This is a genomic window from Psychroflexus sp. MBR-150 (assembly GCF_053628795.1).
Map to the genome: position 1 here is coordinate 159,718 of NZ_JBRJHB010000003.1, position 24,193 is coordinate 183,910.

Here is a 24,193-nt window from a genome sequence, read left to right on the forward strand (position 1 = left end):
TCGTGGCACGAAACAAACCTATTTAATAATCTATCCCTATTGCTCGGACTTGCAGTTCTTGATTATTATTAAAATCTATTTTCCAAATTTCAATACCCAAAACATCCATCAAAAACTGTATTTTAGCAATCTAAATAATTAAAATGTTAGATTGGGAACAGCTTTTATCGCTCAAACGTCAAGGCGATACCACAAAACGCTTACGCAAAGAACAAGACGATACCCGTTTAGGCTTTGAAGTAGATTATGACCGTGTGATTTTTTCTTCGGCTTTCCGCAGTTTGCAAGACAAAACACAGGTCATTCCATTATCTAAAACCGACTTTGTTCACACGCGATTGACACATAGTTTAGAAGTTTCTGTGGTTGGTCGCTCGCTGGGGCGTCAAGCAGGTAAAGCCATTATTAAAAAATACCCGCATTTACAAACAACTTTAGGTCATCATTTTAACGATTTTGGAGCTATTGTTGCTGTAGCTGCTTTAGCACACGATATTGGTAATCCACCTTTTGGGCATTCAGGCGAAAAAGCCATCGGTGCTTTTTTTGATCGTGGCAAAGGTCAACGCTTTAAATCTGAAATCTCTGATTGGGCTTACCAAGATTTGATAAAATTTGAAGGTAATGCCAACGGATTTAAGCTTTTGACCGATAGCAAACACGGTAGCTTTGGTGGCTTACGTTTGTCTTATGCTACTTTAGGAACGTTTACTAAATACCCAAGAGCCTCATTTCCTTTGGAGACTTCAAAACACGTCTCGCGTAAAAAATATGGCGTTTTTAAAGCTGAAAAGAAATTGTTTGATGAAGTTGCTGATGAATTAGGCTTGAAAGATGCTAAAAACGCTAACTTTATCAGACATCCTTTGGCTTATTTAGTAGAAGCAGCTGATGATATTTGTTACACGATTATCGATTTTGAAGACGGTATCAATCTCGGTTTAATTCCTGAAGAATTTGCTTTAGAATATCTTTCAAAATTAATCAATACACGTATCGATAAAGACAAATATTACAAATTGTCAACAACTAAAAATCGTGTGAGCTATTTGAGATCTTTAGCCATAGGTCGATTGATTGAAGATGCAGTTAAAGCTTTTATCCAAAACGAAGAACGCATTAGAGCTGGTCAATTAGACAAACCTTTAATTGAACTTTTGCCCTACAAAGCACAAATTGAAGATATTATTCAAATCAGTGTTAACAATATCTATCAAAGTCAGGAAGTGCTTGAAAAAGAAACTGTTGGCTACCGTGTAATTACTGAAATTTTAGAACATTTTAGCCAAGCAGTTGAAAACAGTAAAACCCACAGAGCTAATCATTTTGACAAAGTTATTATCAAAGCATTTTTAAAAGATTTTGAATTTGAAAATTTACAAACCGAAGAATGGTTGATAGAATTGTGTAGCCAAATTGCTTCTTTGAGCGATAGCAAAGCTTTAGAAATATATAAAAAATTGTCTGGGCAAAATCTATGATTTCAGCAGTTGACATACTAAAAGACTTAAAATCTAAGCAAATAGCTAATCTTAAATCATTTGCTATTTTAATCGATCCCGATAAAACTGAAGTCAATACTATTTTAAAATTACTTCAAACTATTCCTGAATGCACTGATTATATCTTTGTTGGAGGCAGTCAAGTTGAAAGTGGAAAAACAGAAGAAGTTGTAAAAGAAATCAAAAAATTGAGTCCTTTACCTGTTGTTCTTTTTCCAGGAAATATCAATCAAATCACAAGATATGCCGATGCTTTGTTGTTTTTGAGTTTAATGTCTGGTAGCAATCCCGAATATTTGATACATCAACAAGTCAAATCGGTAAAACATTTAAGGCATACAAATCTTGAAATTATACCGACGGGATATATTTTGATAGATGGCGGAAAAACCTGCACAACCGAACGTATCACTAATACCAAAGCTATTTCTCAAGCTGATATTGATTTAATCGTAGATACTTGTCTTGCTGCACAATATACGGGCAAACGATTGATTTATCTTGAAGCTGGTAGTGGTGCTAACTTTCCAGTCAAGCCAGAAATTATAAGAGCTGTAAAGACAAAAGTCGAACTTCCTATAATCGTTGGTGGTGGCATCAAAACTGAAAAACAACGAGAAATGGCTTACAAAGCTGGAGCTGATGTTGTTGTTATGGGAACCGTTTTTGAAGATATTTAAACATAATTTCATAAAATATTATAATATTATGTGATTTAATTCATATAATATTATGTTTTTATGTGATTTTTGTTACTTTTGAATACATCTTTATTTTTAATTAAAAATGATAAAACGCACCATAGCAGAAAACATCAAGACTAAATTAAACCGAGGCAAGGCAATCATTATAGTTGGACCAAGGCAAGTAGGTAAAACGACACTGATAAAAGAATTGATTAGTCATGAGGATTTTTTGTTTTTTGATGGTGACGACCCTGCTACGAGAACGCTGTTAGATACGCCAAATACCGATCAAATAAGAAGTTTGCTTAAAAATAAAAAGATTGTATTTATAGATGAAGCTCAAAGAATAAACAATATAGGACTTACTGCGAAAATTATTATAGATCAATTTCAAGATGTTCAACTTTGGATAAGTGGCTCCTCTTCATTTTATATTTATGATGAATTTAATGAGTCGCTTACAGGTAGAAAATGGGAATACAAATTACTGCCTATAAGTTGGGAAGAATTTGAAGATCAAGTCGGCTATTTATCCGCAGAAAAACAACTTGAAGACAGGCTTGTTTATGGTATGTATCCTGATGTTTTAAATAACCAAGGAGAAGAAATTCAAATTCTTAAGGATTTAGTAAATAGTTATTTATATAAAGATATTCTGGCTTATGGAGGTGTTAAAAAACCTGAAGTCTTAGACAAACTGATCAATGCTCTGGCACTTCAGGTTGGTAGTGAAGTCAATTACAACGAACTTAGTCAGCTGGTTGGTATAGACCGAAATACGGTTGAAAAATACATCTCTATTTTAGAAAAAGGATACGTGATATTTAAATTACCTAGCTTTAGCAGAAACCTTAGAAATGAAATTAAAAAAGGAAAGAAAATTTACTTTTATGATAATGGTGTTAGAAATGCTATAATTGGGAGTATGAACAAGGTTCAACTTAGAACTGATGTAGGTGCTTTGTGGGAAAATTTTCTTGTCGCTGAAAGAATAAAACAAATTGAATACAAAAATAGTTTAGCAAACTCTTATTTTTGGAGGACTACTCAACAACAGGAAATCGATTATATAGAGGAAATCAGTCAAGAGCTTCAAGCTTTCGAATTCAAATGGAACCCAGCTAAAAAAGCTAAAATTTCAAAAACTTTTATAAACAATTATAATACTAATACGTTTTTTGTAAACAGAAATAACTTTAGAGACTTTGTTGTTATGAAAAGTTAATAGGTAAAATTTCATAAAATATTATGTTTTATAAGGCTTATTACTTTCTTCTCTCAAAAAAGAATTTTTTCATCAAATGTGAAGCTTTTTGCTCTAAAATTCCTTTTTTAACTTCAGTTTTAGGGTGAAGCTGGGTTTGCATAATCACAAAACCACGCTTGTGGTCACTAGCGGCGTAAACCAATTTCTTCAACTGACTCCAATACAACGCACCAGCACACATTTGGCAGGGTTCTAAGCTGACATATAAAGTGCATTGATTCAAATATTTACCGCCGAGATAATTGGCTGCTGAAGTGATGGCTTGCATTTCGGCATGAGCCGTAACATCGTTTAAAGTTTCGGTGAGGTTATGTGCTCTCGCTATGATGGTTTTGTCAATTGCAATTACTGCTCCAACTGGGACTTCTCCTTTTTCATAAGCTATTTCGGCTTCATCTAAAGCCTTTTGCATAAAATAAGTGTCATCAAATTCTGTTTTCATTGTCTAAAAATACAAAATCAAGCTATATCTTTGTTTAAATGAAAGAAGAGTATTTAAAAAATATCAATTCACCACAAGATCTTCGTCAACTTTCCCAAGACAATTTGAGTGATGTTGCAAAAGAATTAAGACAATTTATTATAGATATAGTCTCTAAGTATGGTGGTCATTTGGGAGCAAGTTTAGGAACCGTTGAATTGACCATTGCACTTCATTATGTGTTTAACACACCAGACGACCAATTGATTTGGGATGTCGGCCATCAAGCTTACGGTCATAAAATATTAACGGGTCGTCGGGATAAATTTCACACCAATAGACAGCTTGGTGGCATTTCAGGTTTTCCTTCTCGAGAAGAAAGTCCTTATGATGCATTTGGGGTTGGTCACAGTTCAACGTCAATTTCTGCAGCTCTGGGAATGGCGATAGCATCTAAGCTCGAAGGTAACTTAAAAAGAGAGCACATTGCTGTGATTGGCGATGCATCTATTGCTTCTGGAATGGCTTTTGAAGGTCTAAATCATGCAGGCGTAACTTCTGCCAATTTTCTCGTTATTCTTAACGATAATGCCATTGGAATTGATCCAAGTGTTGGGGCATTAAAAAATTATCTAACCAAAGCTAAAATAGGCTATAAACCTAAGCAATCTAATATTATTGAAGCTTTAAATTTTACCTATGTTGGACCGATTGATGGTCATGATATATCTGCTTTGATCAAAGCTTTTAATGACCTAAAACAAATCAAAGGTCCGCGATTTCTACATGTCATGACCAAAAAAGGAAAAGGTTTAAAATCAGCAGAAATTGAGCAAGTTAAATATCATGCCCCTGGTAGATTTGATAAAATCACAGGAAAAACGTTCAACATAGCTTCTGAAGACAATCGAATAAAATATCAAGATGTCTTTGGCAAAACGCTTCTGTATTTGGCTGAACAAGATGAAAAAATTATTGGAGTTACACCAGCCATGCCCACTGGGAGTTCGTTGAAATATATGATGGAGGTTTTTCCAGAGCGCGCTTTTGATGTGGGTATAGCCGAACAGCATGCCATCACGTTTTCAGCAGGGTTAGCCACACGAGGCTTTAAAGTGTTTTGCACGATTTATTCTACGTTTCTACAACGAGCCTATGACCAATTAATTCACGATGTGGCTCTACAAAACCTGCCAGTTGTTTTTTGTGTAGATAGAGCAGGTATAGTTGGAAATGATGGAGCTACACACCACGGTGTGTTTGATATAGGTTTTTTAAAAGGCATTCCCAACTTAATTATTGCTTCGCCTTCTTGTGCTGAAGACTTAAAAAATTTGCTATATACTGCTAGTTTAGGATTAAAAAACCCCATAATTATAAGATATCCAAGAGGCAAAAGTGATGTAGAGCAATTAGATATGAAGTTTCAAACTGTCTCAATAGGCAAAGCCAAAAGCATCAAAGTAGGAGAAAATATCGCTATTTTAAGTTTAGGGAAAATGCGTTGGTTGGCTGAAAAAGCTATAAAAAAATCAAATAAAAATATCGGTTTATACGATATGAGATTTGTAAAACCTTTAGATACTGATACTTTGGACGAAATAGCAAAAGATTATAAAAAAATCATCACACTTGAAGATGGCGTTGTAATAGGCGGTTTTGGTGAATCTATTCAAGCATATTTAGCAATACATCATCCTGATATTGAAGTCAAAACTATGGGTTTGCCAGACAAATTTATTTCACACGGCAACACCGATGAATTGTTTGAAAAATACGGTTTAGGCCTTGATGATATATTGAAAGTTATAGAAGCTTAAACTTTGCGACTTGGCATCTTTGCAAGAGATTTAACGGCTTTAAATTTATAGATATCAATCCTAAACCTTAAACCTAAAATTTTGTAGCTCTTAACATCTCACGTTTACCAGGTGGTCCAGCGATTTTTTCAACTTGAAAACCAATGTTTTGTAAATCTCGTTTCACACTTCCTTTACAAGAATACGTTACCCAAACTCCATTTTCAGACATCATATTATAACAATTTTGTAAAATGGGTTTTGTCCAAAGTTTTGGTTGAATTCTCGGACCAAAAGCATCAAAAAATATAACATCATATTTACCATCAGTTTTAAAATTTTCAAAATCGGTTTTAATTTTTTTAAGTTGAAAATAATCATGAATTTTAACTGATTTTTCCCACTCAATAGAATGTAAATAATTGAATTCTGATGGGTTTAATTTTAAAATTTCAGCGTAATTAACACTATTGATTTCGGATTGATTTAGTGGAAATTTCTCAATGCTATGGTAGGTTAAATTTACTTGATTTGCGTTGGCATAAATCAAACATAGAAAAGCATTGAGTCCTGTGCCAAAGCCAAATTCCAATAAGGTTAAATTTGTAGCTTTATCTCTTTTGCATCTAAAATCTAAACCAGATTTGATGTAAACGTGTTGAGCTTCTTGTATAGCACCGTGTTTGGAATGATAACTCTCATTCCATTCAGGAAAGTAAATGGTTTTAGAACCATCAGCGGTGGTGATGATTTGTTTTTTCAATTTAGAAATATCAAGTTAAAATATAACTTCAATGACAAACGCATAATGACTTTGAACCAGAAACAAACAAGTCAAAGATCCCGAGAGCTTAAGCGATTCCAGAAAACCAGAAACCAGAAACTATTGCAAATAAACTCCATCAGCTTCAAAACTGTAGCTTAGTTCAGGCTCAGTGATGGCTACAATGTCTTCTTTAGACTTGCCTGCATCTTTGGCGTAGTGTTTTAAATCTTCTACAGAAGTCTCTTGCACAAAGGCTTTGCCATGAACAATAGCCGTTTGATTTTCTATATCTTTTGGAACAAAAAAACCATAATCTTTAAACCGGACAAAGGTTTCTTGCCCATCAGGTAATTCTAATCTCATCCAGCAACCTTTCTTTTTACAAACAGAATTGACTTTAGAAGCAAAAGTGATTTCTATAGTATCACCAACTTTCATTTGGTTATAGGTACTCAATATTTTTTGAGATTCAATCTGATTTGAAATGTCAAATTTCTCTCCAAAAAACTTTTGATCAGCAGTTTTTGTAAGCTCTTTTTTTTGCTTCTCAACTAACTGATCAGTTTGTTTTTGAGCATCTTTACAAGAAACAAATATTAAAAAAAATAGGCTTATTATTGAATATTTCATAATTTTAATGTATTTTGAGGGCTTAATTATAAGATAAATTTAATATATGAGCAAATAAAAAACTGATTGAAAACAATTATATTTGCGAATACAAAAATAAACAAATGGAAACAAAAGCTGCACTTTTAGACATCAAAAAAAATTCACAATCAAAAATTAACGAAGTCAATTTTAACAATTTACCTTTTGGTAAAGTTTATTCAGATCATATGATGTATTGCGACTTTGTTGACGGTAAGTGGCAACGTCCTCAAATTGTGCCTTACGGTCCGATGGAATTTGAACCATCATCTAAAGCTTTTCACTATGGTCAAGCAGTGTTTGAAGGGATGAAAGCTTTTAAAGATGACAATGATCAAGTGTGGTTGTTTAGACCAGAGCGAAATTTTGAACGCATCAATAAATCGTCTAAACGGTTGGCTATTCCTGAGTTTCCAAAAGAATATTTTTTTGAAAGTTTAAAAACTCTTCTCAAACTTGATTCTGATTGGATAAAAAAAGGTCAAGGTAATTCGCTTTATATTCGTCCATTTGTGATTGCTACAGAAAATGGTGTAGCTGCAGCACCGTCAGACAGTTATAGATTTATGATTATTACTTGTCCAGCTCAAGCTTACTACAATAAGCCTGTAAAAGTTTTGTTTTCTGAAAAATACAGTCGTGCAGCCAGCGGTGGTGTTGGTTTTGCAAAAGCAGCAGGAAACTACGGCGCTCAATTTTACCCAACCAATTTAGCCAAAGAAAAAGGCTATGAACAAGTTATTTGGACAGACGCTGATAAACACGAGTATTTAGAAGAAGCCGGAACGATGAATATTTTCTTTAGAATAAATGATAAATTGGTTACTGCTCCTACCAATGAGAGAATCTTGAAAGGAGTGACGCGAGCAAGTGTCATTCAATTGGCTAAAGATAATGGAATTGATGTTGAAGTCGGACCAGTAGAGGTAAAACGTATTGTTGAGGCCGCTGAAAAAGGTGAATTAAAAGAAATATTTGGCGCTGGTACTGCTGCAACCATTGCCCAAGTAACCGGTTTTGAATACCAAAACAAATATCACGAGCTACCTGAGGTTGAAAGTCCTTATAATGTTTTCTTTAAATCTAAATTACAGGATATTCAATATAATAGAACTGAAGACCCTCATGGGTGGCGATTTGCTATTGATTAATAACTCCCATTTAAATCTTCAATATAAAAAACCCAACTTGTTTATGAATCAAGTTGGGTTAATTTTTTTTAAAAAGCTTGATTAGTCAATAAGCTCAGCAAACTGAACTATTGCATTTTTAATCTGATTAGCAAGCATATTATTGCCGTCAGGGTCAACTGGGCTAATTTCTATACTGCCATCGCCATTGCCATCTACTGCCGCATCAAAATTGACGGTGTTTACTACAGCATTAAGATCAAAATTGAAAGTAACTTCGTTGTTATTACTATTATTAATAATTAGATTTTGACCAGCATCTTCATAATCTACTTCAAAGTCTTCATCAAAGGTGTGATAAAACGTCATTGGCATGCCGTTTAAAGTTCCCGTAATCATAATAGATTTTTGAAATAAAATTGAGCCAGGGTCAAGACTTCTATCCATTTTAAATTGTACTTCTTCATATTCACCTTGGGGTATTTCAACATTGACAATAGTGTTTGTATCATTGTCTAATAAATTGATTTCAAAAGGTCCTGCAAGCTGAAACTCATCGTCATCACCAAAACTATTAGAATTATTGTTGTTGCTACCGCTACTACTATTACAAGGACTATCATCTTGCTCTTGAGCATAAAGCGAGAAGTCTGGTTTAAAATAAAGTTCTAATCCACTTGCTAACTCAACCTTGTAGCGATAAGGGTCATCGCTTAATGCATTTTCTTCTTCAGCTTTGCAAAATGGATCATTAGGATGATTGGTAGAAATGTAGTTTTGAATTTCTAAAGGTAATTGGTCAAAAGTTAATTGAATATCGTCTTCATCGCTATCGCCATTGCCGTTATCGTCGTTATCATTGTCATCATCACTATCGTTATCATCATCGTCATCATTTCCACTGCTATCATCATTTGAATTGCCGTTAAAATTGGCGTATTCAAATTCAATTTTTTTGATATTAATCAGAAACTGATCGATTTCTAAATTTGCATTAGCAAATGTTGCTGAGCGCCCCGAGGTTGGATTAAAGGTTGAAGTTGCTTTGATGGTTAAACTGCTTTTTTGGGCGTTTGTAGGATCATTTACGTTGTTAGCATCTGCTAAACTATCATCGTCAGAACATGCAATTAGACTTACAAAAAAGACGAACATTAATAATTTACTGATTGTTTTCATAATTAATTTTTTTTTTGAGTTCATTATTAAAACAATTTAAAATGGAATCACCCTACTAAAATTAAAAATAAATATTGTTTATGCTAAAAGTTAATTTTAACGAAAGCATTAGGTGTAAATTCCAAACTTTGATTTTCAATTCGTTCTACTTCTAAAGTATTGTTACTTAATCGGAAAAACTGGTTGGTCGTATTATTTTTGTTAAACAGATTTAAAACTGCCAAGCCTATTTCTGTTTTAAATTTTGGCCATAAAACCGTGTAGCTTCCTGTAAAATTAATCTGCGTATATTCCGTGATATTGTCTGAGTTGGGATCTAAAAAATTAATGTCTGGATTTGTGTCAGGGTTTGAAATCGGTGTATTTTCATTTATTGGCGTAGTTGGTCTTCCTGTATAAAATCGTCCACTAAGACTCAATTTTACTCTTGGTGTAGTGTAGCTCAAACCTGTTTCTGTTTGATGCGAAGTTTCAAAATTATTAGGAAAAACAGAAGGTAAAAAATTGTCAAATTGATATTCGCTATCATTATAGGTGTAGTTGAGCCATAGCCTAAAATTTTGAAATTGCTTTTGCACTAAAAACTCAGCACCATAGGTTTGATAGTCGCCAGAAAGCTGTAAAAATTCAAGCTGATTTTGAAAATTTTGACTGGCTGAAGTAATGCTTTCTATTTTTTTATAAAACACATTTCCTGTGAGCAACCAAGATTTTTTCTTAAATACTTGACCAATTTCTACTTGTCTTAAACGTTGGATAGGAATTTCGTTTTCATCAGCGAGAACCCAACGCCGCTTTTCAATCCCAAAAAAATCGTTTTGTAAATCAATCACTTGAGCAGTCACTTGGTGTTTTTGCTCTGCCAATAATATCACATCAAAACTCGGACTGATAGCATAAGACATGTTGAGATGAGGCTCAAACTTGAACTCAGAAAACTTATCGTAGTAATTAGCACGTAAGCCTAAAGTTGTTTTGAGTTTATGATCAAAATTTGACGCTTTAAATTCAGCTATACCAGCGTGGGTTTGCAAAACTGATTTTTGCCGAATTTCAACTTCTGGTATATTGACGATATTATCATTTCTAATCCCGATTTCATTAAACTGATAACCCAAGCTGAATTTGTATTGTTTAGAATGTTCAAAATCACTTCTCAATTTTACGCCAAAATCTAAAACCTCATTGGTTTGATTGAGCAATTGATTGTTTAAGGCTGAAGCATTTTGACCTTCAAGTGTATAATATGAAAAAAAGGCTAAACCAGATAGTGCAATTTTTTTAGATAGATTTTTATCAAGCTTTGTAGAAACAACATAAGATTCTTGGGTTAGGTTGTTCTCTTTTTGGTCTTGGGTGTTGATATTTTCTTCGGTAAACAAGAGTTCATTTGAAATGGCCATGGCATTAATTTGCCATGTTGTGTTGTCGTTAAAAGCTGTTTGAAACTGTAGATTGGCATCGTAATACTGTAAATCTACATCAGATGACAACCTTAAATTTTCATTTGTGTTTATGCTTGAAACTTCGGTGTTTTGAAAAATTTTATTGTAATAATTTTCAAAAGTTGGGGTGTCAAAAATGTCTGAAAAAGCATATCGACCAGCCACTCTCAGCTGTGATTGATTTGATAAAGCAATGTCAGCTTTTCCGGCAGTTTCCAAAAAATTGGCAAAAATTTCAAATTCAGATTGGTCAAGGGGTTTTGCCGTTGACGAGATATCTACCACGGAAGATAATCCCTCGGTATAAAAGGCGGAGCTACCATTTTTATAAATGTCGACTTGATGAGCAATTGATGGATTTAAAGCGGATATCATCCCAAAAAAATGTCCAGTTTGATAGAGTCGAGCACCGTTCCAAAGAAATAAATTTTGATCGTGTGTGCCGCCTCGCACATTGATGTTGGAAATCCGCTCGTCTAAACTCACTATGCCTGGCAAAAACTGCATAGTTTGTAAAACATCAGGTTGAGTTAAGCCTGCAAGAATTCCAAATTCTTTAGGATTTAGACTTATAGATAAATCTGAGTTGAGGTTGAGACCTTTGGTTAAATAGCCAACAAGCTGAATTTCATCTAAATTGATTTGGCGCGTTAATTTTACAATTTTACAGTCGTTGGGTTCTAGACTTTCAACATCAATTTCTTTGACGGCATAACCTTTTTTGAAAAGTTTTAGTGTTTTGGTGTTTGGTTTGTTGGAAAAAAAGACGGTTCCATTTTGATAGGTTTTAAAGATGTTGTCTTGAGATTCTACATAAACATTATTCAAGGTTTGATTAAGGTCTTCAGATAAAATTTTTATGCAATAAAATTGGTTTAAGCGTTTAACAACAATATTGGTATCATCAACCCATTCAAAGGCAACAGGGAGTTGTATAGAAACTTGATTGAGTATTTTTTTTAAGGTTTGACTGGTGTCAAATGAAGTTATTTCTAAAGTCCTGAGCTCTTGCTGTATATAGTTAAACCGCACAGATTTTTCATTTTCTATGCGGTTGAGGTAATCTACCAGCGGTATTTGATTTTGTGCAATTGATAGAATCGGTACCAATAACACCAAAACATAGAAGCAAAGTTTAATGTCCTTCATCATCAACAAAAATAAAATTATTTTCGTTGATAGACTTGTATTGCAATTGATAAGTTTTGGAAATGATATCTAAAGTTTTGTGTATATTATTTTTTGGTAATTGTCCAGTAAAGTTTTTATCCGTTTTAATTTGTTTAGAATTAATTTCTACACCATAGTAGCGTTCAACATCCTTAATCAAAGTATCAAAATTTGAATTTATGATTTGGTAATATGCAGATGTTGAGGGTAATTCTTTTAATTGAATGCTGTCTTTAATTGTAATTTCACCATCACTTAAAACTATAAACTCATTAGGAGTAATCACTTCAGAAACATTGTTCTGTGAAACTTCAACGCGACCTTCGTAACAAACAACGTGGAGTTCATCATTAAAAGATTTAACGTTAAATTTAGTACCAAGTACTTTTACTTTTCCGTGATGCGTGTTTACAGTAAAGGTTTTGCCTTTTGCCACTTCAAAAAAAGCTTCACCTTGAAGGGTGACTTCACGGTCTATAAACCAAAAATATTGATTATAACTCAGGCTTGAGCCGGGTTGCAAAAGCACTTCCGATTGGTCTGGCAATTGAATGCTTTGGGTTTGTGCTGTTAAGGTTTTATAGGAATTGACAGTAAATTCTTTTAAAAGCACGAGCAGACCTATGGCTAAAACCAAGATGGCCGCTATTTTAAAAACAAACGGTTTAATGGTTGATTTTTTAGAGCTTTGAGCTTTTTTAATGTTCTCAAAAACTTTAGTTTTATCAAGTGTTGGGGCTTCAAGCTGAGCGGAATAATGCTTAATGTTTTCATAAACTTCACGATCAGCAACATCATCTGGAAAATCAGATTGTCCATCTATCCATTGGGCTAAAGTATTTGTAGTTTTCATCGTCATAATCTTTTATATTTGTTCAATATGTTGTCTGAGTTGGGTTAGTGCTTGGCTCATTCGTTTTTCTATGGCTTTTACACTGACATTTTCAATTTCTGCAATTTCCTTATACGTTTTACCATCTATTCTGTGTAATAAAAAAGTGCTGCGTTGTTTAGGTTTTAATTCGCTTATAGCTTGTTGCAATTTTTGTTTAAATTCTTCTTCTTCTAACTTATAGACGGGGTCTTGTCGGTCTTCCTTTTTTTGGGGTTGTTCTTTGGCATATTTTAAAACCACTTTTTGGTGTTTTATCGCATTAAGCGAAATATTATTAGCAACCGTAAACAAATAGGATTTGGCTTTTTCTACAGGCACCGTTTTACAATTTTCCCAAAGTTTAATAAAAGCTTCCTGCACAGCTTCTTCAGCTGCAACTTGATTGCCGTATTTGTAAAAGAAAAACCGATTGATGTCATCAGCATATTTTTCAAATACCGAAGCGTAAATTTTGTCCTGACAGACGTTATCCAAAGATTTTACAGCCATACAATTTTTAATATTTACCTATTTTAAAAACAACTCAAAATAAGTTTACCCTACTTTTTAGGGTAAATCTATTTTGAAATGTTTTATATGTGAGAAATATAATTAAATTTGAATTTTATATGACGAAAAACCACCTTTTATTTTTTTTTCTACTCATGCTCATCGCTTGCCAAAACGAAGATAATACTGAAATCGTTAATAACGAAAATGGCTTGAGTGTCAATTCAGCACTGACTAATAATCTAAAACGGCTGACACAAAACCCGACTGCATTTGATAATTTTATCGACAACTCCAGTAAAATCAGAGTTGATTTTCCGTTTGAAGTCACCGTAAATTCTACGACTAATGTCAGCATGAATAACACCGCAGATTATCAAAACTTGATTGACGTGCTTGAAGCCACATCTATTGAAGATGATATAGTATTAAATTTTCCAGCAACGGTTTCAACAGTCAATTACAATTCTCAAACTATCAATTCACAAAGTGAACTTTCTCAATTTTTACAAAGCTTAAATGCTTCAGAAGAAGTCAATTGTGTAGAACTTGTTTTTCCGATCTCACTGCAATTTTTTGATCTTTCTAATACATTTATAGATACACAAACGATAAACAATCGTGCCCAATTATTTAATTTTTTAAAAGACTTAAGTCAAAATGGGTTTTTCTATCAGTTTGAATACCCCATTGAAGCCGATATTGAAGGGACAACTCAGTTTATCAATTCCAATGCTGAGTTTAATATAACATTCAATGGTCTTTCTTCTAGTTGTTTTGAGCCTTTACTATTTAATAATGTTGCCGATGATGATCCGGGCAATGGAAACCCTCAAGACTTGGATGCGTTTACTGACTTTATTACCAGTGGAGATTTTATAGTTTCCTCACTACTTGATGATGGGGTTACCAATACCAGTTTTGATGGTGATGTTTTTAGATTTAACTTAGATAATACAATCTTTGTAGAGAATGACGGCAGTGGAACTTTTCAACAAGTAGGGCAATGGACGGCTACAATAGATGAAGGTGTTATTAAATTTGACTTGGTTTTTGACAATTCAGATTTTGACGAATTAGATGAAGGCTGGGACGTAGTAAGCTTTGATACACTGACACTTGCCTTGATTAATGTTGAATCTGATGGTGAAACTGACCAATTAGTTTTAGTTAAGCTTTAAAATGTTAAAACCAGAAAAACTACAAACAAACTTTTAATCAGAAGCATTTTGATCTTGAATAGCTTAATAACGCTAACACAAAAGATTGGTTAATCCAGTTAAAATTTGGTAATCAATGCTTAAGAATTGAAATAAAAAAAGCTCGTCAATGAAGGCGAGCTTTTTTTTGGGCTAATTCGGTTAAACATTATTTTGCTGTTGTTTTAAACTTTTTACATTTTTAGTCTATGGTCAACCACCATCAATTTTAATTTTTCCTGTTATGCTCAAGACTTTATATTTTCCTTTGGCATTTAACAGGAAACAAATAATTAAATGTTTCATATTAAAGTGTTTACAGGTTTAAATCTACTTAATTCTATAAAATAGAGTGCAAAATCCCTTTATAGTTGCGTGAATATAAAATTTATTTTGAAATATAATAGTGCTCAAAACCTTTAAAATATTATATTTTTGAATAAAAAAACTATGGATATTTCAGTCGAGTTGACCTTTTCGCCACTTCAAGATGATTTTGAACAACCTATAATAAATTTAATCACAGCCTTGAGAAACAGCGGTTTACACATTAAAGAAAATCCGTTAAGCACTCAAGTTTATGGAAATTACCATGCCGTGATGAAAGTTTTAAATACAGAAATTGAAACCGCTTTAGAAGCCGTTAAACACGGTGTTTTATACATCAAAATTGTAAAATCCAACCGAAAAGACTATGAGCCCGATTTTTGAATGGTTTTTTCAACAATACGAAAACACACCGCAACACTTAGTTATTCTCGAAATTATTGGTAGTCTGTTTGGTTTGATGAGTGTTTGGTTTTCTAAACAAGACAACATCTTAGTTTTTCCTACTGGTATTATCAGCACAGCTATTTTTGTTTATATTCTATTGGTATATGGTCTGCTTGGCGATATGATGATTAATGCCTATTACTTTATGATGAGTATTTATGGTTGGTATATTTGGACTCAAAAAGTTGATGAAAACCATTTTATTCCCATCACTAAAATAGAAACTAAACAAGAGTATAAAATCTCGACTATTATATTTGTTGCAACGCTAATTTTTGTCGCCATAATTTATAGCATATTTGATAAATGGAATTCTTGGACAGCTTATGTTGATACCATAACAACAGCTATTTTCTTCTTAGGAATGTGGCTTATGGCAAAGAAAAAACTTGAAAACTGGCAACTGTGGATTTTAGGTGATATCATTTCAATACCTTTGTATTTGTATAAAGGCTTAGTGTTTTCAGCATTTCAATATGTCATTTTTACGATAATAGCAATTTACGGTTACAACGCATGGAAAAAACAACTCAACAAACCCAAAACCAACTTATTAAAGTAGTGTTTTACGGCCCAGAATCTACCGGAAAAACAACCATAGCTAAAACTTTAGCTGAGCAATACAACACCCAATGGGTACCAGAATTTGCAAGAGATTATCTTCAAAATAAATACGACAAAACCGGTAAAGCCTGTGAAGCTTCGGATATTATGCCAATTGCTGAAGGACAAATTGCTTTAGAAAATCAATTGGCCGAAATATCAAATCAATATTTATTTTGCGATACTAATCTTTTAGAAACCTATGTTTATGCACGAGTGTATTTTCCAAATGAAGATTTTTCTAAATTAAAATCTATTGCTTTGAGTCACGACTACGATTATTACTTTTTGACAGATATTGACACACCTTGGGAAGCCGATGATTTAAGGGATAAACCTAACGAAAGGCAAGAGATGTTTGAGATTTTTAAAAACTATCTTGTCAAATATGATAAAAATTTTTATATTTTGAGTGGCGATTTAAGTAAACGACTTTCAGAAGTGAAAAAAATACTACAAACCAATAATTATGCAACTATCTCCAAGTGACAAAAAGCAACTTGAAAGCAAAGGAATTTCAGAAGCGGAGTTGTCTAACCAGCTTAAAACCTTTGAAATAGGTATCCCATTTGTAAAAATTCTAGATTATGCCCAACTTGGTAAAGGCATCAAAAAATTGAGTGATGAAGACAAGAAACATTACAAAAATACCTATGAAACTTCACAAGTTGAGGTGGTCAAATTTATACCAGCCAGTGGAGCAGCATCAAGAATGTTTCGCCTTTTGCATCAATTTCTTAATGAAGTTGAAATTAAAGACAAAGAAATAAAAAGTCTTTTAAAAACTGAAGATTTTATTTCGCTTAAACCATTGGTAGAAAAAATAGAACAACTCGCGTTTTACCAAGAAGCTCTAAGCTCAGCCAAACAGACTTACCAAAACTTTGAAGATTTCACTCAAATTGAACAAGCCGTATTAATTCTGAAAACTTCTTTATCAGAAAAAGGATTGAACTTAAATACCTTACCTAAAGGCTTAATTCCTTTTCACAACTATGGGGATAAAATTTTCACGCCTTTTGAAGAACATCTCGAAGAAGCCAAATCTTATGCAACTAAAAATGATATAGCTCAGTTGCACTTTACCATTTCTCAAGAGCATGAAAATGATTTTAAAGCAACCTTAAAACAATATTTAAAATCTCATAATCAAGAAGATATTGATTTTAAAGTCAGTTTTTCATACCAAAAACCTTCAACCGATACTGTAGCGGTTAATTTAGATAATTCGCCTTATAGAGACAGAAACAATCAACTTTTTTTCAGACCTGGCGGACACGGTGCATTAATTCACAACCTAAATGCAATAGATGTGGATTTAATTTTTATAAAAAACATTGATAACATATCCAAAAGACAAGTAGATAAAAAGATTACGGCAGAAACCAAAAAAATTTTAGCAGGGGTTTTATTGAATTTGCAAAACAAAATATTTGGTTTTCAAAAGACTTTAGAGCAAAACCCAACCGCTGAATCAATTGAAGAAGTTCAAAAATTTGCTAAAGAAAATCTAAATATAAAAACACCTTCTAATAAGATTAGCGAACTTTTAAAACAATTACACAAACCTATAAGAGTTTGTGGCATGGTAAAAAATGACGGTGATCCAGGCGGTGGACCATTTTGGGTCAAAGATGATAAAGGCGGGCAATCTCTCCAAATTGTAGAAACTTCTCAAGTTGATTCAACCGATAAAGAACAGCAACAAATTTTAAAAGAAGCTACACATTTCAATCCTGTTGATATTGTTTGTGGCGTAAAAGATTATAAAGGTCAAAAATTTGATTTAATGGAATTTGTGAATGCCAAGCGCGGTTTTATTTGTCAAAAATCTGTTGAAGGTCAAGATATTAAAGCACTTGAGCTACCTGGACTTTGGAATGGCGGTATGGCATATTGGCACAGTATTTTTGTAGAAGTGCCATTGTCCACTTTTAACCCAGTAAAAACGGTAATTGATTTACTAAAACCAGCACATCAAGAAGATTGATTATGGATTTTAAACAAATTCTTACTGAAGTAGAATTTACAACAGCTTTGAGCAGTGGAGCTGGTGGTCAGCATGTCAATAAAACTGAAACTAAAGTTAATCTTTCTTGGCCTGTAGAAAAAAGTCAAGGTCTTGATGAAGCTCAAAAACATCGAATTTTAAGGCGTTTGCAACATAAAGTCAACAAAAAAGGAGACTTGCAGTTAAGTTGCTCTGACACAAGAAGCCAACATCAGAATAAAAAAATACTGATTCAACGATTTGAAAAGATGCTTCACACTGCTTTACAAAAACCCAAAAAAAGAAAAGCCACCCAACCAACAAAACAATCTCAGCAAAAAAGACTTGAAAACAAAGCTATGCTGTCTAAAAAAAAGGCATTAAGGCAAAAACCTGATTGTTAATTAATTTTTTACAAAAAAAAAATATTAGCTTTAAAGTAAATTTATATATTTGTAAGATAATAATCTAACCCAAATGAAAACTTTAAATAAATTAGTGTTTATTTTGCCAATGATATTTGTCTTTGAATCTCAGGCTCAATTTTATGAGCATGAATTTAGTGCTAATCTTGGTTTTTACCAATTGAGAAGTGATTATGGCATTAGTGATGATAGCGAAACAAACTTTGGAAATCAAGGTTTAGCTTTGTCATTAAGTTATTATTACAATCCTGCATTTAGAAATAGAAAATCTTATTTTCAAGACCATTTTAAGTATAGATTTAATCTCCAGTTTTCGTCAACCGATTTAGAACATTATGGTCCAGAATCAGACGATCCTCGTTTAGCTTCTATGACTGGTAGCTACACTAATTTTGGTATAAATAACGGATTGGAATATTACCCTTTAAAAATAAAGACAATCAAGAGTTATAGAAACAAAAGTTTTCTTTATGATATATCACCTTATGTAGGTGTCGGTTTAGGGGTTAATTTTGTTAAGCCTGATGCAGAGTCTAGTTTAAGTGGCGGTTTGAGCAATATCGATAATATCTGGCCTACGTTTATTTCTAATGAACCTGATAATGGTATAAATTTAGATAGTGATACGGTATTAAGTTTTAATTTTCGTGCTGGTCTAAGATATAAATTAGATATTCAAAGTGAAATTGTATTAGAAAGCAGTTGGATGTTTTTTGATTCTGATTTTGTTGATGGTCTAAGTCCTGTTGGTCCTCAAAACAAAAATAAAGATTGGTCTTGGGGTATAAATATTGGCTATTCCTATTTATTATTTTAAACAGGAACTGCTTCTATAAGTTTGCGAGTATAAGTTTTTTTAGGATTGAGATAAACCTCATCGGCTTCACCACGTTCAATCACTTTGCCATTTTTCATAACCAATATTCTATCCGAAAACTGCTTAACTACTGATAAGTCGTGAGAAATAAATAAATAAGTGAGATTAAATTGCTCTTTTAAATCTCCAAGTAAATTTAAAACTTGAGCTTGAACCGATATATCTAAAGCAGAAACAGACTCATCACAAATAATAATTTTTGGTTTTAAAGCAAGACAGCGAGCTATTCCTATTCGTTGGCGTTGACCTCCACTAAACTCGTGTGGATATCGAGTGTAGTGATTTTCTGATAGACCTACAGCTTTTAATAAAGATTTTACTTCTTCTTTTTGCTTTTTACGAGTCTTTATAATTCGATGAACTCTCAAAGGCTCAGCAATAGCTTCACCAATTGTCATTCTAGGATTTAAAGAAGAATACGGATCTTGAAAAATAATTTGAATATCCTTTTTGATTGGCTTTAAACTCTTTGCAGAAAGTTGAGTTAAATCTAAATTGTCATACCATATTTCACCACTATCAGCTTTTAAAAGCCCTGTAATCAAATGACCTAAGGTGGTTTTGCCACATCCAGATTCGCCAACTATACCAAGTTTTTCGCCTTGATAAACATCAAAACTCACGTTATTTATAGCTTTAAAGTAAACATCTTTTTCAAAAAAAGAGGATTGAATTTTAAAGCTTTTATTTAAGGCATTAACTTTTATAATAGGTTTTGAACGATATAAAATTTCATGACGTCTTCGGCGTTCGGTTTTAGTTTCAATATTCTCAGAAAATTGTTGTTCAGAGAAATCTTTTATGGTAGGTAATTTTTTAAGCCGTTTTCCAACTTGTGGTCTCGCTGCTATTAGTGCTTTAGTATAATCCTTTTGTGGATTATTAAATATCTGTTCGGCAGTTGCTTGCTCAACAATTTTACCTTGATACATCACCATAATGTCATCAGCAATATTTTTAACTAACGCCAAGTCATGAGAGATAAAAATAATGCTCATTTTGGTTTCCCGTTGCAGATGTTTTAATAGATCGATGATATCTTTTTGAACGCTAACATCTAGAGCTGTTGTGGGTTCATCGGCGATGAGCAATTTAGGATTGCACGCAATGGCCATAGCAATCATCACCCTTTGTTTTTGTCCGCCACTAATCTGATGAGGATATTTATTAAAAGTGGTTTGTGGCTCTGGAAGTTTCACTTTTTTAAATAACCCAATTACTTTTGTTTTGGCGACTTTTGGTCTGCAAATTTTATGATTAATCAAAACCTCAGCAACTTGTTTACCACATGTCATAGAAGGATTTAACGAACTCATAGGTTCTTGAAAAATCATAGAAATTTCTCGACCTCTTATAGCTCTTAGACGCTTTTTATCTTTAAAATTCAAATCTTTACCATCAAAATTTAATTTTTTAAAATTTAAAATGGCGTTTTTAGGCAAAATGCCAAGAATAGATAAAACCGACAAAGACTTACCCGATCCAGACTCACCTACGATGCCCAAAATTTTTGAAGGTTTGAGTTGCAATGAAAAGTTGCTGACAACTGTATTGTTGCTAAAGCTGATTTTTAAATTCTGAATATCTAACAGCATGTTACTTTTAAATATGAATAATTTGTTTGGGTTTTAAAAGCGGTTTTCTAGCTAATTTCAACACCACTTGAGCAACTGCAATTACGTCTTTTTCACAGTATTTTACAATGCGTTTTAAATTCTTTTCTTTGTAATAAACATTTCTAACTTGACTGCCATCAATGTCATCTTTTGGAGAATCTACTCCTAAGATTTCGGTGAGTAACTTTAATGAAGTAAAGTGTTTGTAATCGCCAAATTTCCACAATTCTAAGGTATCTAAATGTGGAACTTCCCAAGGTTTTTTACCCATAAGATTTAATATTTTAGGCAGATCTAAATCCTGAATTAATATGCGTCTCGCGATGTAAGGAATATCAAACTCTTTGATGTTATGACCGCTAAGTAAACGATTTGAAGTATTGTAATGGGTGTGAAGCAATTTTGAAAAGTCTTTTAAAATTTCTTTTTCATCATCGCCATAGTAACTTTTAATCCTAAATTCAGGTTCCTTTTTTTCCGTATTGAAGATGCCAACAGAAATGCAAATAATTTTCCCAAATTCTGCCCAAATTCCAGCCTTTTCATAGTATTCAGCAGCGGAAATTTCTTCATTTTCTTTAGCATCATATCGTCTTTTGTAGGCTGACTTTTCGTCCCAAAGTTTTTGCTTTACAGCACTTAAACTTTTAAAACTTTCAAATTCGGGTACGGTCTCAATGTCAAGAAATAAAACTTGATTAAGTTTGAGATTATCAAGCATAGCATAGAATTTAGATAATAAAAGTAGAGATAAATTATTGAATAATAAGCTATGAAAGATTTTTTTTAATCAAAAAATAAATTATTTTTGCAAACTAAATTTAATAATCGGGTCGAGAACCCAAAATTTAAACATTATGCCTTTAAAAATCAGATTACAAAGACACGGTAGAAAAGCAAAACCATATTTTTGGATAGTAGCTGCAGATTCTCGTGCAAAAAGAGATGGTAAATTTATTGAAAAACTCGGAATTTACAATCCAACAACCAATCCAGCAACCATTGAATTGGATTTTGATAATTCATTGAAGCATTTGCTTAACGGTGCTCAGCCAACTGACACGGCAAGGCGTATCCTTTCTTATAAAGGCGTTTTGTACAAAAAGCATTTATTAGGCGGAGTTGCTAAAGGTGCCTTAACTGAAGAAGAAGCTGAAAAGAAATTTGAAGCTTGGATGAAAGACAAAGAAGGTAAAATCATGGACAAAACTTCTAAAATTGAAAAAGCTAAAGCAGATGCCAGAGCAGAAGCCTTAGCTAAAGAAAAAGAAGTTAGCGACAAAAGGGTTGCTGAAGTTGCACCTGAAGAAGAAGTTGCTGAAGAACCAAAAGCTGATGAAGCAGTAGCAGAAACTGAAACTAAAGAAGAAGCTAAAACAGAAGAAGCTAAGGAGGAAACTAAAGAAGATCCAAAGTCGTCTGATAAAGAAGACGAAAAAAAAGAAGCTTAAGCTAAAGTCTGATGGATAAAAATGAACATTTTTATCTGGGGACAATTTCTCGAAAATTTAGCTTTAAAGGTGAAGTTGTTTTACAGATTAATCCTGAATTAGACAATTTTCCTGAACATATCAAATCCGTTTTTGTTGAATTTCAGCAGAAACGGATTCCTTATTTTATAGAGTTTACCAAACCCCATAAAAAAAACAGCATTCGACTCAAGTTTGAAGATATTTCAACAGAACAAGACGCTGACCAATTGGTTAAACACGATGTTTATATCTTAAAATCTGAAATTGAACTTGATGATGAATTTTCATTAAAACATTTAATTGGTTTTACTGTTTATGATGAGAATGATGAACGCATTGGTAAAATCATAAACCTGAACACGTCAACACCTCAAGCTTTTTTTGAAATAGAATCTAATCAAAGACAAATTCTTATTCCTGTTAATGAAGATTGGATCGTAGAAATTGACGAAGGTCAAAAGGAGATCTTTTTTGAACTGCCTGATGGGCTTTTGGATTTGAATGCTTAAAAACGGCTGAGTTGAATTTATTTTTTTGATATATTCATTCATACCGAAAGTTATTTTAACATGAGTTCTATTTATTGAAATCTGTAAATCAGATGATTACATCTTTTTGTTAGCAAATTTTGTCATTTCGAACGAAGAATGAGGAGAAATCTCATCCTATTGAGATGTCTCGTCGCTCATGCTTCGCTCTGTTGACATGACAAATGATTAAATATCTGTATTTTATATGAATATATTTTATTGGAATTTATATCGAACTCACGTTATTTTAAATCTTGCATAAATACTCCTTAAAATACTTGTCTGCCATAGGCTGGTGCGTCGGTATTTTTACCTTTATCTTTTTATTAACGACGACATTATTAATCCAAATCTTATAAAAGTTGCTTAATTATATATTCAATAGAATAACCTTCAGCTTCTGCTTTATAGTTTTTAATTACCCTATGTTTTAGGACGCTGTAAGCTACGGCTTTTACATTTTCAATATCAGGAGAAAATTTTCCTTGAGTGGCCGCGTGTGTTTTGGCGGCGAGTATTAAATTTTGTGAAGCTCTTGGTCCAGCACCCCAATCTACAAATTCTTTTACAAAATCATTTGTCCTACTGTTGTCGGGACGAGTTTTAGATACTAAATCTACAGCGTACTCTATAACGTTGTCTGCTACAGGTATTCGCCTTATTAACTGTTGAATATCTAAAATTTCTTGGGCTTCAAACAAAGCTTGAATATCATGTGAAATAGTTTGTGTTGTGCTTTTAACAACTTCAACTTCTTCTTCAAAACTAGGGTATTCTAAATTAATAGCAAACATAAATCGGTCTAATTGTGCTTCAGGCAAAGGATAAGTGCCTTCTTGCTCAATAGGGTTTTGGGTAGCTAACACAAAATAAGGCTCGCTGAGTTTATAATGATGTCCCGAAATGGTAACTGCCTTTTCTTGCATAGCTTCGAGTAATGCAGATTGGGTTTTTGGTGGGGTACGATTGATTTCGTCTGCCAACAAAATATTGGTAAAAACAGGTCCTTTTATAAATTTGAAATTCTTTTGAGCATCTAAAATTTCGGAGCCTAAAATATCACTTGGCATTAAATCTGGAGTAAATTGAACGCGTTTAAAACTTAAACCCAAGGCTTGTGATATGGTGTTTATCATTAAGGTTTTGGCAAGACCAGGAACGCCAATTAGCAAGGCATGACCACCTGAAAAAATAGCTATCAGTATTTGATTGACAACGTTTTCTTGACCTACAATTACCTTAGATATTTCTTTTTTTAATTGCGTGTGTTTTTCAACAAATCGCTCAATTCCTTTAACGTCTGACAT

At 33.1% G+C, this 24,193-nt stretch carries 24 protein-coding genes; 14 read left to right on the forward strand and 10 right to left on the reverse strand.

Annotated elements, in window-relative coordinates:
• The first annotated feature begins 143 nt into the window (after positions 1–143).
• From dgt to ACSSV5_RS02955, 3 genes are all read left to right on the forward strand, one after another.
• Positions 144–1,481 carry a dGTP triphosphohydrolase gene (dgt, locus tag ACSSV5_RS02945; protein ID WP_454244702.1) on the forward strand — a complete coding sequence of 446 codons (1,338 nt, stop codon included), beginning with the start codon at positions 144–146 and terminating at the stop codon, positions 1,479–1,481.
• Positions 1,478–2,182 carry a geranylgeranylglyceryl/heptaprenylglyceryl phosphate synthase gene (locus ACSSV5_RS02950; protein ID WP_454244703.1) on the forward strand — a complete coding sequence of 235 codons (705 nt, stop codon included), beginning with the start codon at positions 1,478–1,480 and terminating at the stop codon, positions 2,180–2,182. Before dgt ends, ACSSV5_RS02950 begins: the two co-directional genes overlap by 4 nt.
• A gap of 106 nt (positions 2,183–2,288) precedes the next feature.
• Entirely contained in the window at positions 2,289–3,413 is a 1,125-nt protein-coding gene (locus ACSSV5_RS02955) for an ATP-binding protein (RefSeq protein WP_454244704.1), read from the forward strand.
• A gap of 40 nt (positions 3,414–3,453) precedes the next feature.
• On the opposite strand, the gene ACSSV5_RS02960 is transcribed toward ACSSV5_RS02955, so the two are convergent.
• Positions 3,454–3,897 (reverse strand): nucleoside deaminase, encoded by a 444-nt coding sequence (locus ACSSV5_RS02960; RefSeq protein ID WP_454244705.1) that lies wholly within the window; start codon positions 3,895–3,897, stop codon positions 3,454–3,456.
• A gap of 38 nt (positions 3,898–3,935) precedes the next feature.
• On the opposite strand from ACSSV5_RS02960, the gene ACSSV5_RS02965 reads away from it, so the two are divergent.
• Complete coding sequence (locus ACSSV5_RS02965) at positions 3,936–5,696, forward strand: 1-deoxy-D-xylulose-5-phosphate synthase (RefSeq protein ID WP_454244706.1); 1,761 nt, start codon at positions 3,936–3,938, stop codon at positions 5,694–5,696.
• Positions 5,697–5,769: 73 nt separating this feature from the next.
• On the opposite strand, the gene mnmD is transcribed toward ACSSV5_RS02965, so the two are convergent.
• Together mnmD and ACSSV5_RS02975 are read right to left on the reverse strand one after the other, a co-directional pair.
• On the reverse strand, positions 5,770–6,438 hold the full coding sequence (gene mnmD, locus ACSSV5_RS02970; RefSeq protein ID WP_454244707.1) for a tRNA (5-methylaminomethyl-2-thiouridine)(34)-methyltransferase MnmD: 669 nt from the start codon (positions 6,436–6,438) through the stop codon (positions 5,770–5,772).
• Positions 6,439–6,558: 120 nt separating this feature from the next.
• Positions 6,559–7,071 carry a DUF4920 domain-containing protein gene (locus ACSSV5_RS02975; RefSeq protein WP_211064633.1) on the reverse strand — a complete coding sequence of 171 codons (513 nt, stop codon included), beginning with the start codon at positions 7,069–7,071 and terminating at the stop codon, positions 6,559–6,561.
• Positions 7,072–7,175: 104 nt separating this feature from the next.
• On the opposite strand from ACSSV5_RS02975, the gene ACSSV5_RS02980 reads away from it, so the two are divergent.
• Positions 7,176–8,243 carry a branched-chain amino acid aminotransferase gene (locus ACSSV5_RS02980; RefSeq protein WP_454244708.1) on the forward strand — a complete coding sequence of 356 codons (1,068 nt, stop codon included), beginning with the start codon at positions 7,176–7,178 and terminating at the stop codon, positions 8,241–8,243.
• An 81-nt stretch (positions 8,244–8,324) separates the two neighbouring features.
• Here ACSSV5_RS02980 and ACSSV5_RS02985 read toward each other — a convergent pair whose 3' ends face one another.
• The 4 genes from ACSSV5_RS02985 to ACSSV5_RS03000 all read right to left on the reverse strand — a co-directional run bounded on the left by ACSSV5_RS02985 (position 8,325) and on the right by ACSSV5_RS03000 (position 13,400).
• Complete coding sequence (locus tag ACSSV5_RS02985; RefSeq protein ID WP_454244709.1) at positions 8,325–9,401, reverse strand: hypothetical protein; 1,077 nt, start codon at positions 9,399–9,401, stop codon at positions 8,325–8,327.
• Between the two features lie 83 nt (positions 9,402–9,484).
• Positions 9,485–11,998, reverse strand: coding sequence for a TonB-dependent receptor plug domain-containing protein (locus ACSSV5_RS02990; protein ID WP_454244710.1), 2,514 nt, complete (start codon positions 11,996–11,998; stop codon positions 9,485–9,487).
• Complete coding sequence (locus ACSSV5_RS02995) at positions 11,982–12,869, reverse strand: FecR family protein (RefSeq protein ID WP_454244711.1); 888 nt, start codon at positions 12,867–12,869, stop codon at positions 11,982–11,984. The genes ACSSV5_RS02990 and ACSSV5_RS02995 overlap by 17 nt, the downstream gene beginning before the upstream one ends.
• Positions 12,870–12,881: 12 nt before the next feature.
• Positions 12,882–13,400 carry an RNA polymerase sigma factor gene (locus tag ACSSV5_RS03000; protein WP_454244712.1) on the reverse strand — a complete coding sequence of 173 codons (519 nt, stop codon included), beginning with the start codon at positions 13,398–13,400 and terminating at the stop codon, positions 12,882–12,884.
• 119 nt (positions 13,401–13,519) lie between these two features.
• Here ACSSV5_RS03000 and ACSSV5_RS03005 point away from each other — a divergent pair, with 119 nt between their 5' ends.
• The 7 genes from ACSSV5_RS03005 (at position 13,520) to ACSSV5_RS03035 (ending at position 19,208) form a co-directional block, all read left to right on the forward strand.
• Positions 13,520–14,581 (forward strand): hypothetical protein, encoded by a 1,062-nt coding sequence (locus ACSSV5_RS03005; protein ID WP_454244713.1) that lies wholly within the window; start codon positions 13,520–13,522, stop codon positions 14,579–14,581.
• A 468-nt stretch (positions 14,582–15,049) separates the two neighbouring features.
• Positions 15,050–15,310 carry a hypothetical protein gene (locus ACSSV5_RS03010; protein ID WP_211064629.1) on the forward strand — a complete coding sequence of 87 codons (261 nt, stop codon included), beginning with the start codon at positions 15,050–15,052 and terminating at the stop codon, positions 15,308–15,310.
• Positions 15,294–15,935, forward strand: coding sequence for a nicotinamide riboside transporter PnuC (pnuC, locus tag ACSSV5_RS03015; RefSeq protein WP_454244714.1), 642 nt, complete (start codon positions 15,294–15,296; stop codon positions 15,933–15,935). Before ACSSV5_RS03010 ends, pnuC begins: the two co-directional genes overlap by 17 nt.
• Entirely contained in the window at positions 15,890–16,465 is a 576-nt protein-coding gene (locus ACSSV5_RS03020; RefSeq protein WP_454244715.1) for an AAA family ATPase, read from the forward strand. Before pnuC ends, ACSSV5_RS03020 begins: the two co-directional genes overlap by 46 nt.
• Positions 16,446–17,966: a DUF4301 family protein gene (locus ACSSV5_RS03025; protein WP_454244716.1), complete on the forward strand. Its 1,521-nt coding sequence runs from the start codon at positions 16,446–16,448 to the stop codon at positions 17,964–17,966. Before ACSSV5_RS03020 ends, ACSSV5_RS03025 begins: the two co-directional genes overlap by 20 nt.
• A 2-nt stretch (positions 17,967–17,968) precedes the next feature.
• A complete protein-coding gene (gene arfB, locus ACSSV5_RS03030; protein WP_454244717.1) occupies positions 17,969–18,370 on the forward strand; it encodes an alternative ribosome rescue aminoacyl-tRNA hydrolase ArfB in 402 nt (133 codons plus the stop codon).
• Positions 18,371–18,443: 73 nt separating this feature from the next.
• Positions 18,444–19,208 carry a THC0290_0291 family protein gene (locus ACSSV5_RS03035; RefSeq protein ID WP_454244718.1) on the forward strand — a complete coding sequence of 255 codons (765 nt, stop codon included), beginning with the start codon at positions 18,444–18,446 and terminating at the stop codon, positions 19,206–19,208.
• Here the strand turns inward: ACSSV5_RS03035 and ACSSV5_RS03040 are convergent.
• A complete protein-coding gene (locus ACSSV5_RS03040) occupies positions 19,205–20,863 on the reverse strand; it encodes an ABC transporter ATP-binding protein (RefSeq protein ID WP_454244719.1) in 1,659 nt (552 codons plus the stop codon). The genes ACSSV5_RS03035 and ACSSV5_RS03040 overlap by 4 nt on opposite strands.
• A gap of 7 nt (positions 20,864–20,870) precedes the next feature.
• Complete coding sequence (locus ACSSV5_RS03045; protein ID WP_454244720.1) at positions 20,871–21,605, reverse strand: 3'-5' exonuclease; 735 nt, start codon at positions 21,603–21,605, stop codon at positions 20,871–20,873.
• 136 nt (positions 21,606–21,741) lie between these two features.
• Between ACSSV5_RS03045 and ACSSV5_RS03050 the strand changes: the two genes are divergently transcribed.
• Both ACSSV5_RS03050 and rimM read left to right on the forward strand, forming a co-directional pair.
• Positions 21,742–22,335, forward strand: coding sequence for a 30S ribosomal protein S16 (locus ACSSV5_RS03050; RefSeq protein ID WP_454244721.1), 594 nt, complete (start codon positions 21,742–21,744; stop codon positions 22,333–22,335).
• A gap of 11 nt (positions 22,336–22,346) precedes the next feature.
• Positions 22,347–22,865 (forward strand): ribosome maturation factor RimM, encoded by a 519-nt coding sequence (gene rimM, locus ACSSV5_RS03055; protein WP_211064621.1) that lies wholly within the window; start codon positions 22,347–22,349, stop codon positions 22,863–22,865.
• Positions 22,866–23,239: 374 nt separating this feature from the next.
• On the opposite strand, the gene ACSSV5_RS03060 is transcribed toward rimM, so the two are convergent.
• Complete coding sequence (locus ACSSV5_RS03060) at positions 23,240–24,193, reverse strand: AAA family ATPase (RefSeq protein WP_454244722.1); 954 nt, start codon at positions 24,191–24,193, stop codon at positions 23,240–23,242.

Bases quoted from the DNA above. Each gene is read 5' to 3' on its own strand.
- dgt (WP_454244702.1), top strand. From the start codon at position 144: ATGTTAGATTGGGAACAGCTTTTATCGCTCAAACGTCAAGGCGATACC.
- ACSSV5_RS02950 (WP_454244703.1), top strand. From the start codon at position 1,478: ATGATTTCAGCAGTTGACATACTAAAAGACTTAAAATCTAAGCAAATA.
- ACSSV5_RS02955 (WP_454244704.1), top strand. From the start codon at position 2,289: ATGATAAAACGCACCATAGCAGAAAACATCAAGACTAAATTAAACCGA.
- ACSSV5_RS02960 (WP_454244705.1), bottom strand. From the start codon at position 3,897: ATGAAAACAGAATTTGATGACACTTATTTTATGCAAAAGGCTTTAGAT.
- ACSSV5_RS02965 (WP_454244706.1), top strand. From the start codon at position 3,936: ATGAAAGAAGAGTATTTAAAAAATATCAATTCACCACAAGATCTTCGT.
- ACSSV5_RS02975 (WP_211064633.1), bottom strand. From the start codon at position 7,071: ATGAAATATTCAATAATAAGCCTATTTTTTTTAATATTTGTTTCTTGT.
- ACSSV5_RS02980 (WP_454244708.1), top strand. From the start codon at position 7,176: ATGGAAACAAAAGCTGCACTTTTAGACATCAAAAAAAATTCACAATCA.
- ACSSV5_RS02985 (WP_454244709.1), bottom strand. From the start codon at position 9,401: ATGAAAACAATCAGTAAATTATTAATGTTCGTCTTTTTTGTAAGTCTA.
- ACSSV5_RS02990 (WP_454244710.1), bottom strand. From the start codon at position 11,998: ATGATGAAGGACATTAAACTTTGCTTCTATGTTTTGGTGTTATTGGTA.
- ACSSV5_RS02995 (WP_454244711.1), bottom strand. From the start codon at position 12,869: ATGAAAACTACAAATACTTTAGCCCAATGGATAGATGGACAATCTGAT.
- ACSSV5_RS03000 (WP_454244712.1), bottom strand. From the start codon at position 13,400: ATGGCTGTAAAATCTTTGGATAACGTCTGTCAGGACAAAATTTACGCT.
- ACSSV5_RS03005 (WP_454244713.1), top strand. From the start codon at position 13,520: ATGACGAAAAACCACCTTTTATTTTTTTTTCTACTCATGCTCATCGCT.
- ACSSV5_RS03010 (WP_211064629.1), top strand. From the start codon at position 15,050: ATGGATATTTCAGTCGAGTTGACCTTTTCGCCACTTCAAGATGATTTT.
- pnuC (WP_454244714.1), top strand. From the start codon at position 15,294: ATGAGCCCGATTTTTGAATGGTTTTTTCAACAATACGAAAACACACCG.
- ACSSV5_RS03020 (WP_454244715.1), top strand. From the start codon at position 15,890: ATGGAAAAAACAACTCAACAAACCCAAAACCAACTTATTAAAGTAGTG.
- ACSSV5_RS03025 (WP_454244716.1), top strand. From the start codon at position 16,446: ATGCAACTATCTCCAAGTGACAAAAAGCAACTTGAAAGCAAAGGAATT.
- arfB (WP_454244717.1), top strand. From the start codon at position 17,969: ATGGATTTTAAACAAATTCTTACTGAAGTAGAATTTACAACAGCTTTG.
- ACSSV5_RS03035 (WP_454244718.1), top strand. From the start codon at position 18,444: ATGAAAACTTTAAATAAATTAGTGTTTATTTTGCCAATGATATTTGTC.
- ACSSV5_RS03040 (WP_454244719.1), bottom strand. From the start codon at position 20,863: ATGCTGTTAGATATTCAGAATTTAAAAATCAGCTTTAGCAACAATACA.
- ACSSV5_RS03045 (WP_454244720.1), bottom strand. From the start codon at position 21,605: ATGCTTGATAATCTCAAACTTAATCAAGTTTTATTTCTTGACATTGAG.
- ACSSV5_RS03050 (WP_454244721.1), top strand. From the start codon at position 21,742: ATGCCTTTAAAAATCAGATTACAAAGACACGGTAGAAAAGCAAAACCA.
- rimM (WP_211064621.1), top strand. From the start codon at position 22,347: ATGGATAAAAATGAACATTTTTATCTGGGGACAATTTCTCGAAAATTT.
- ACSSV5_RS03060 (WP_454244722.1), bottom strand. From the start codon at position 24,193: ATGTCAGACGTTAAAGGAATTGAGCGATTTGTTGAAAAACACACGCAA.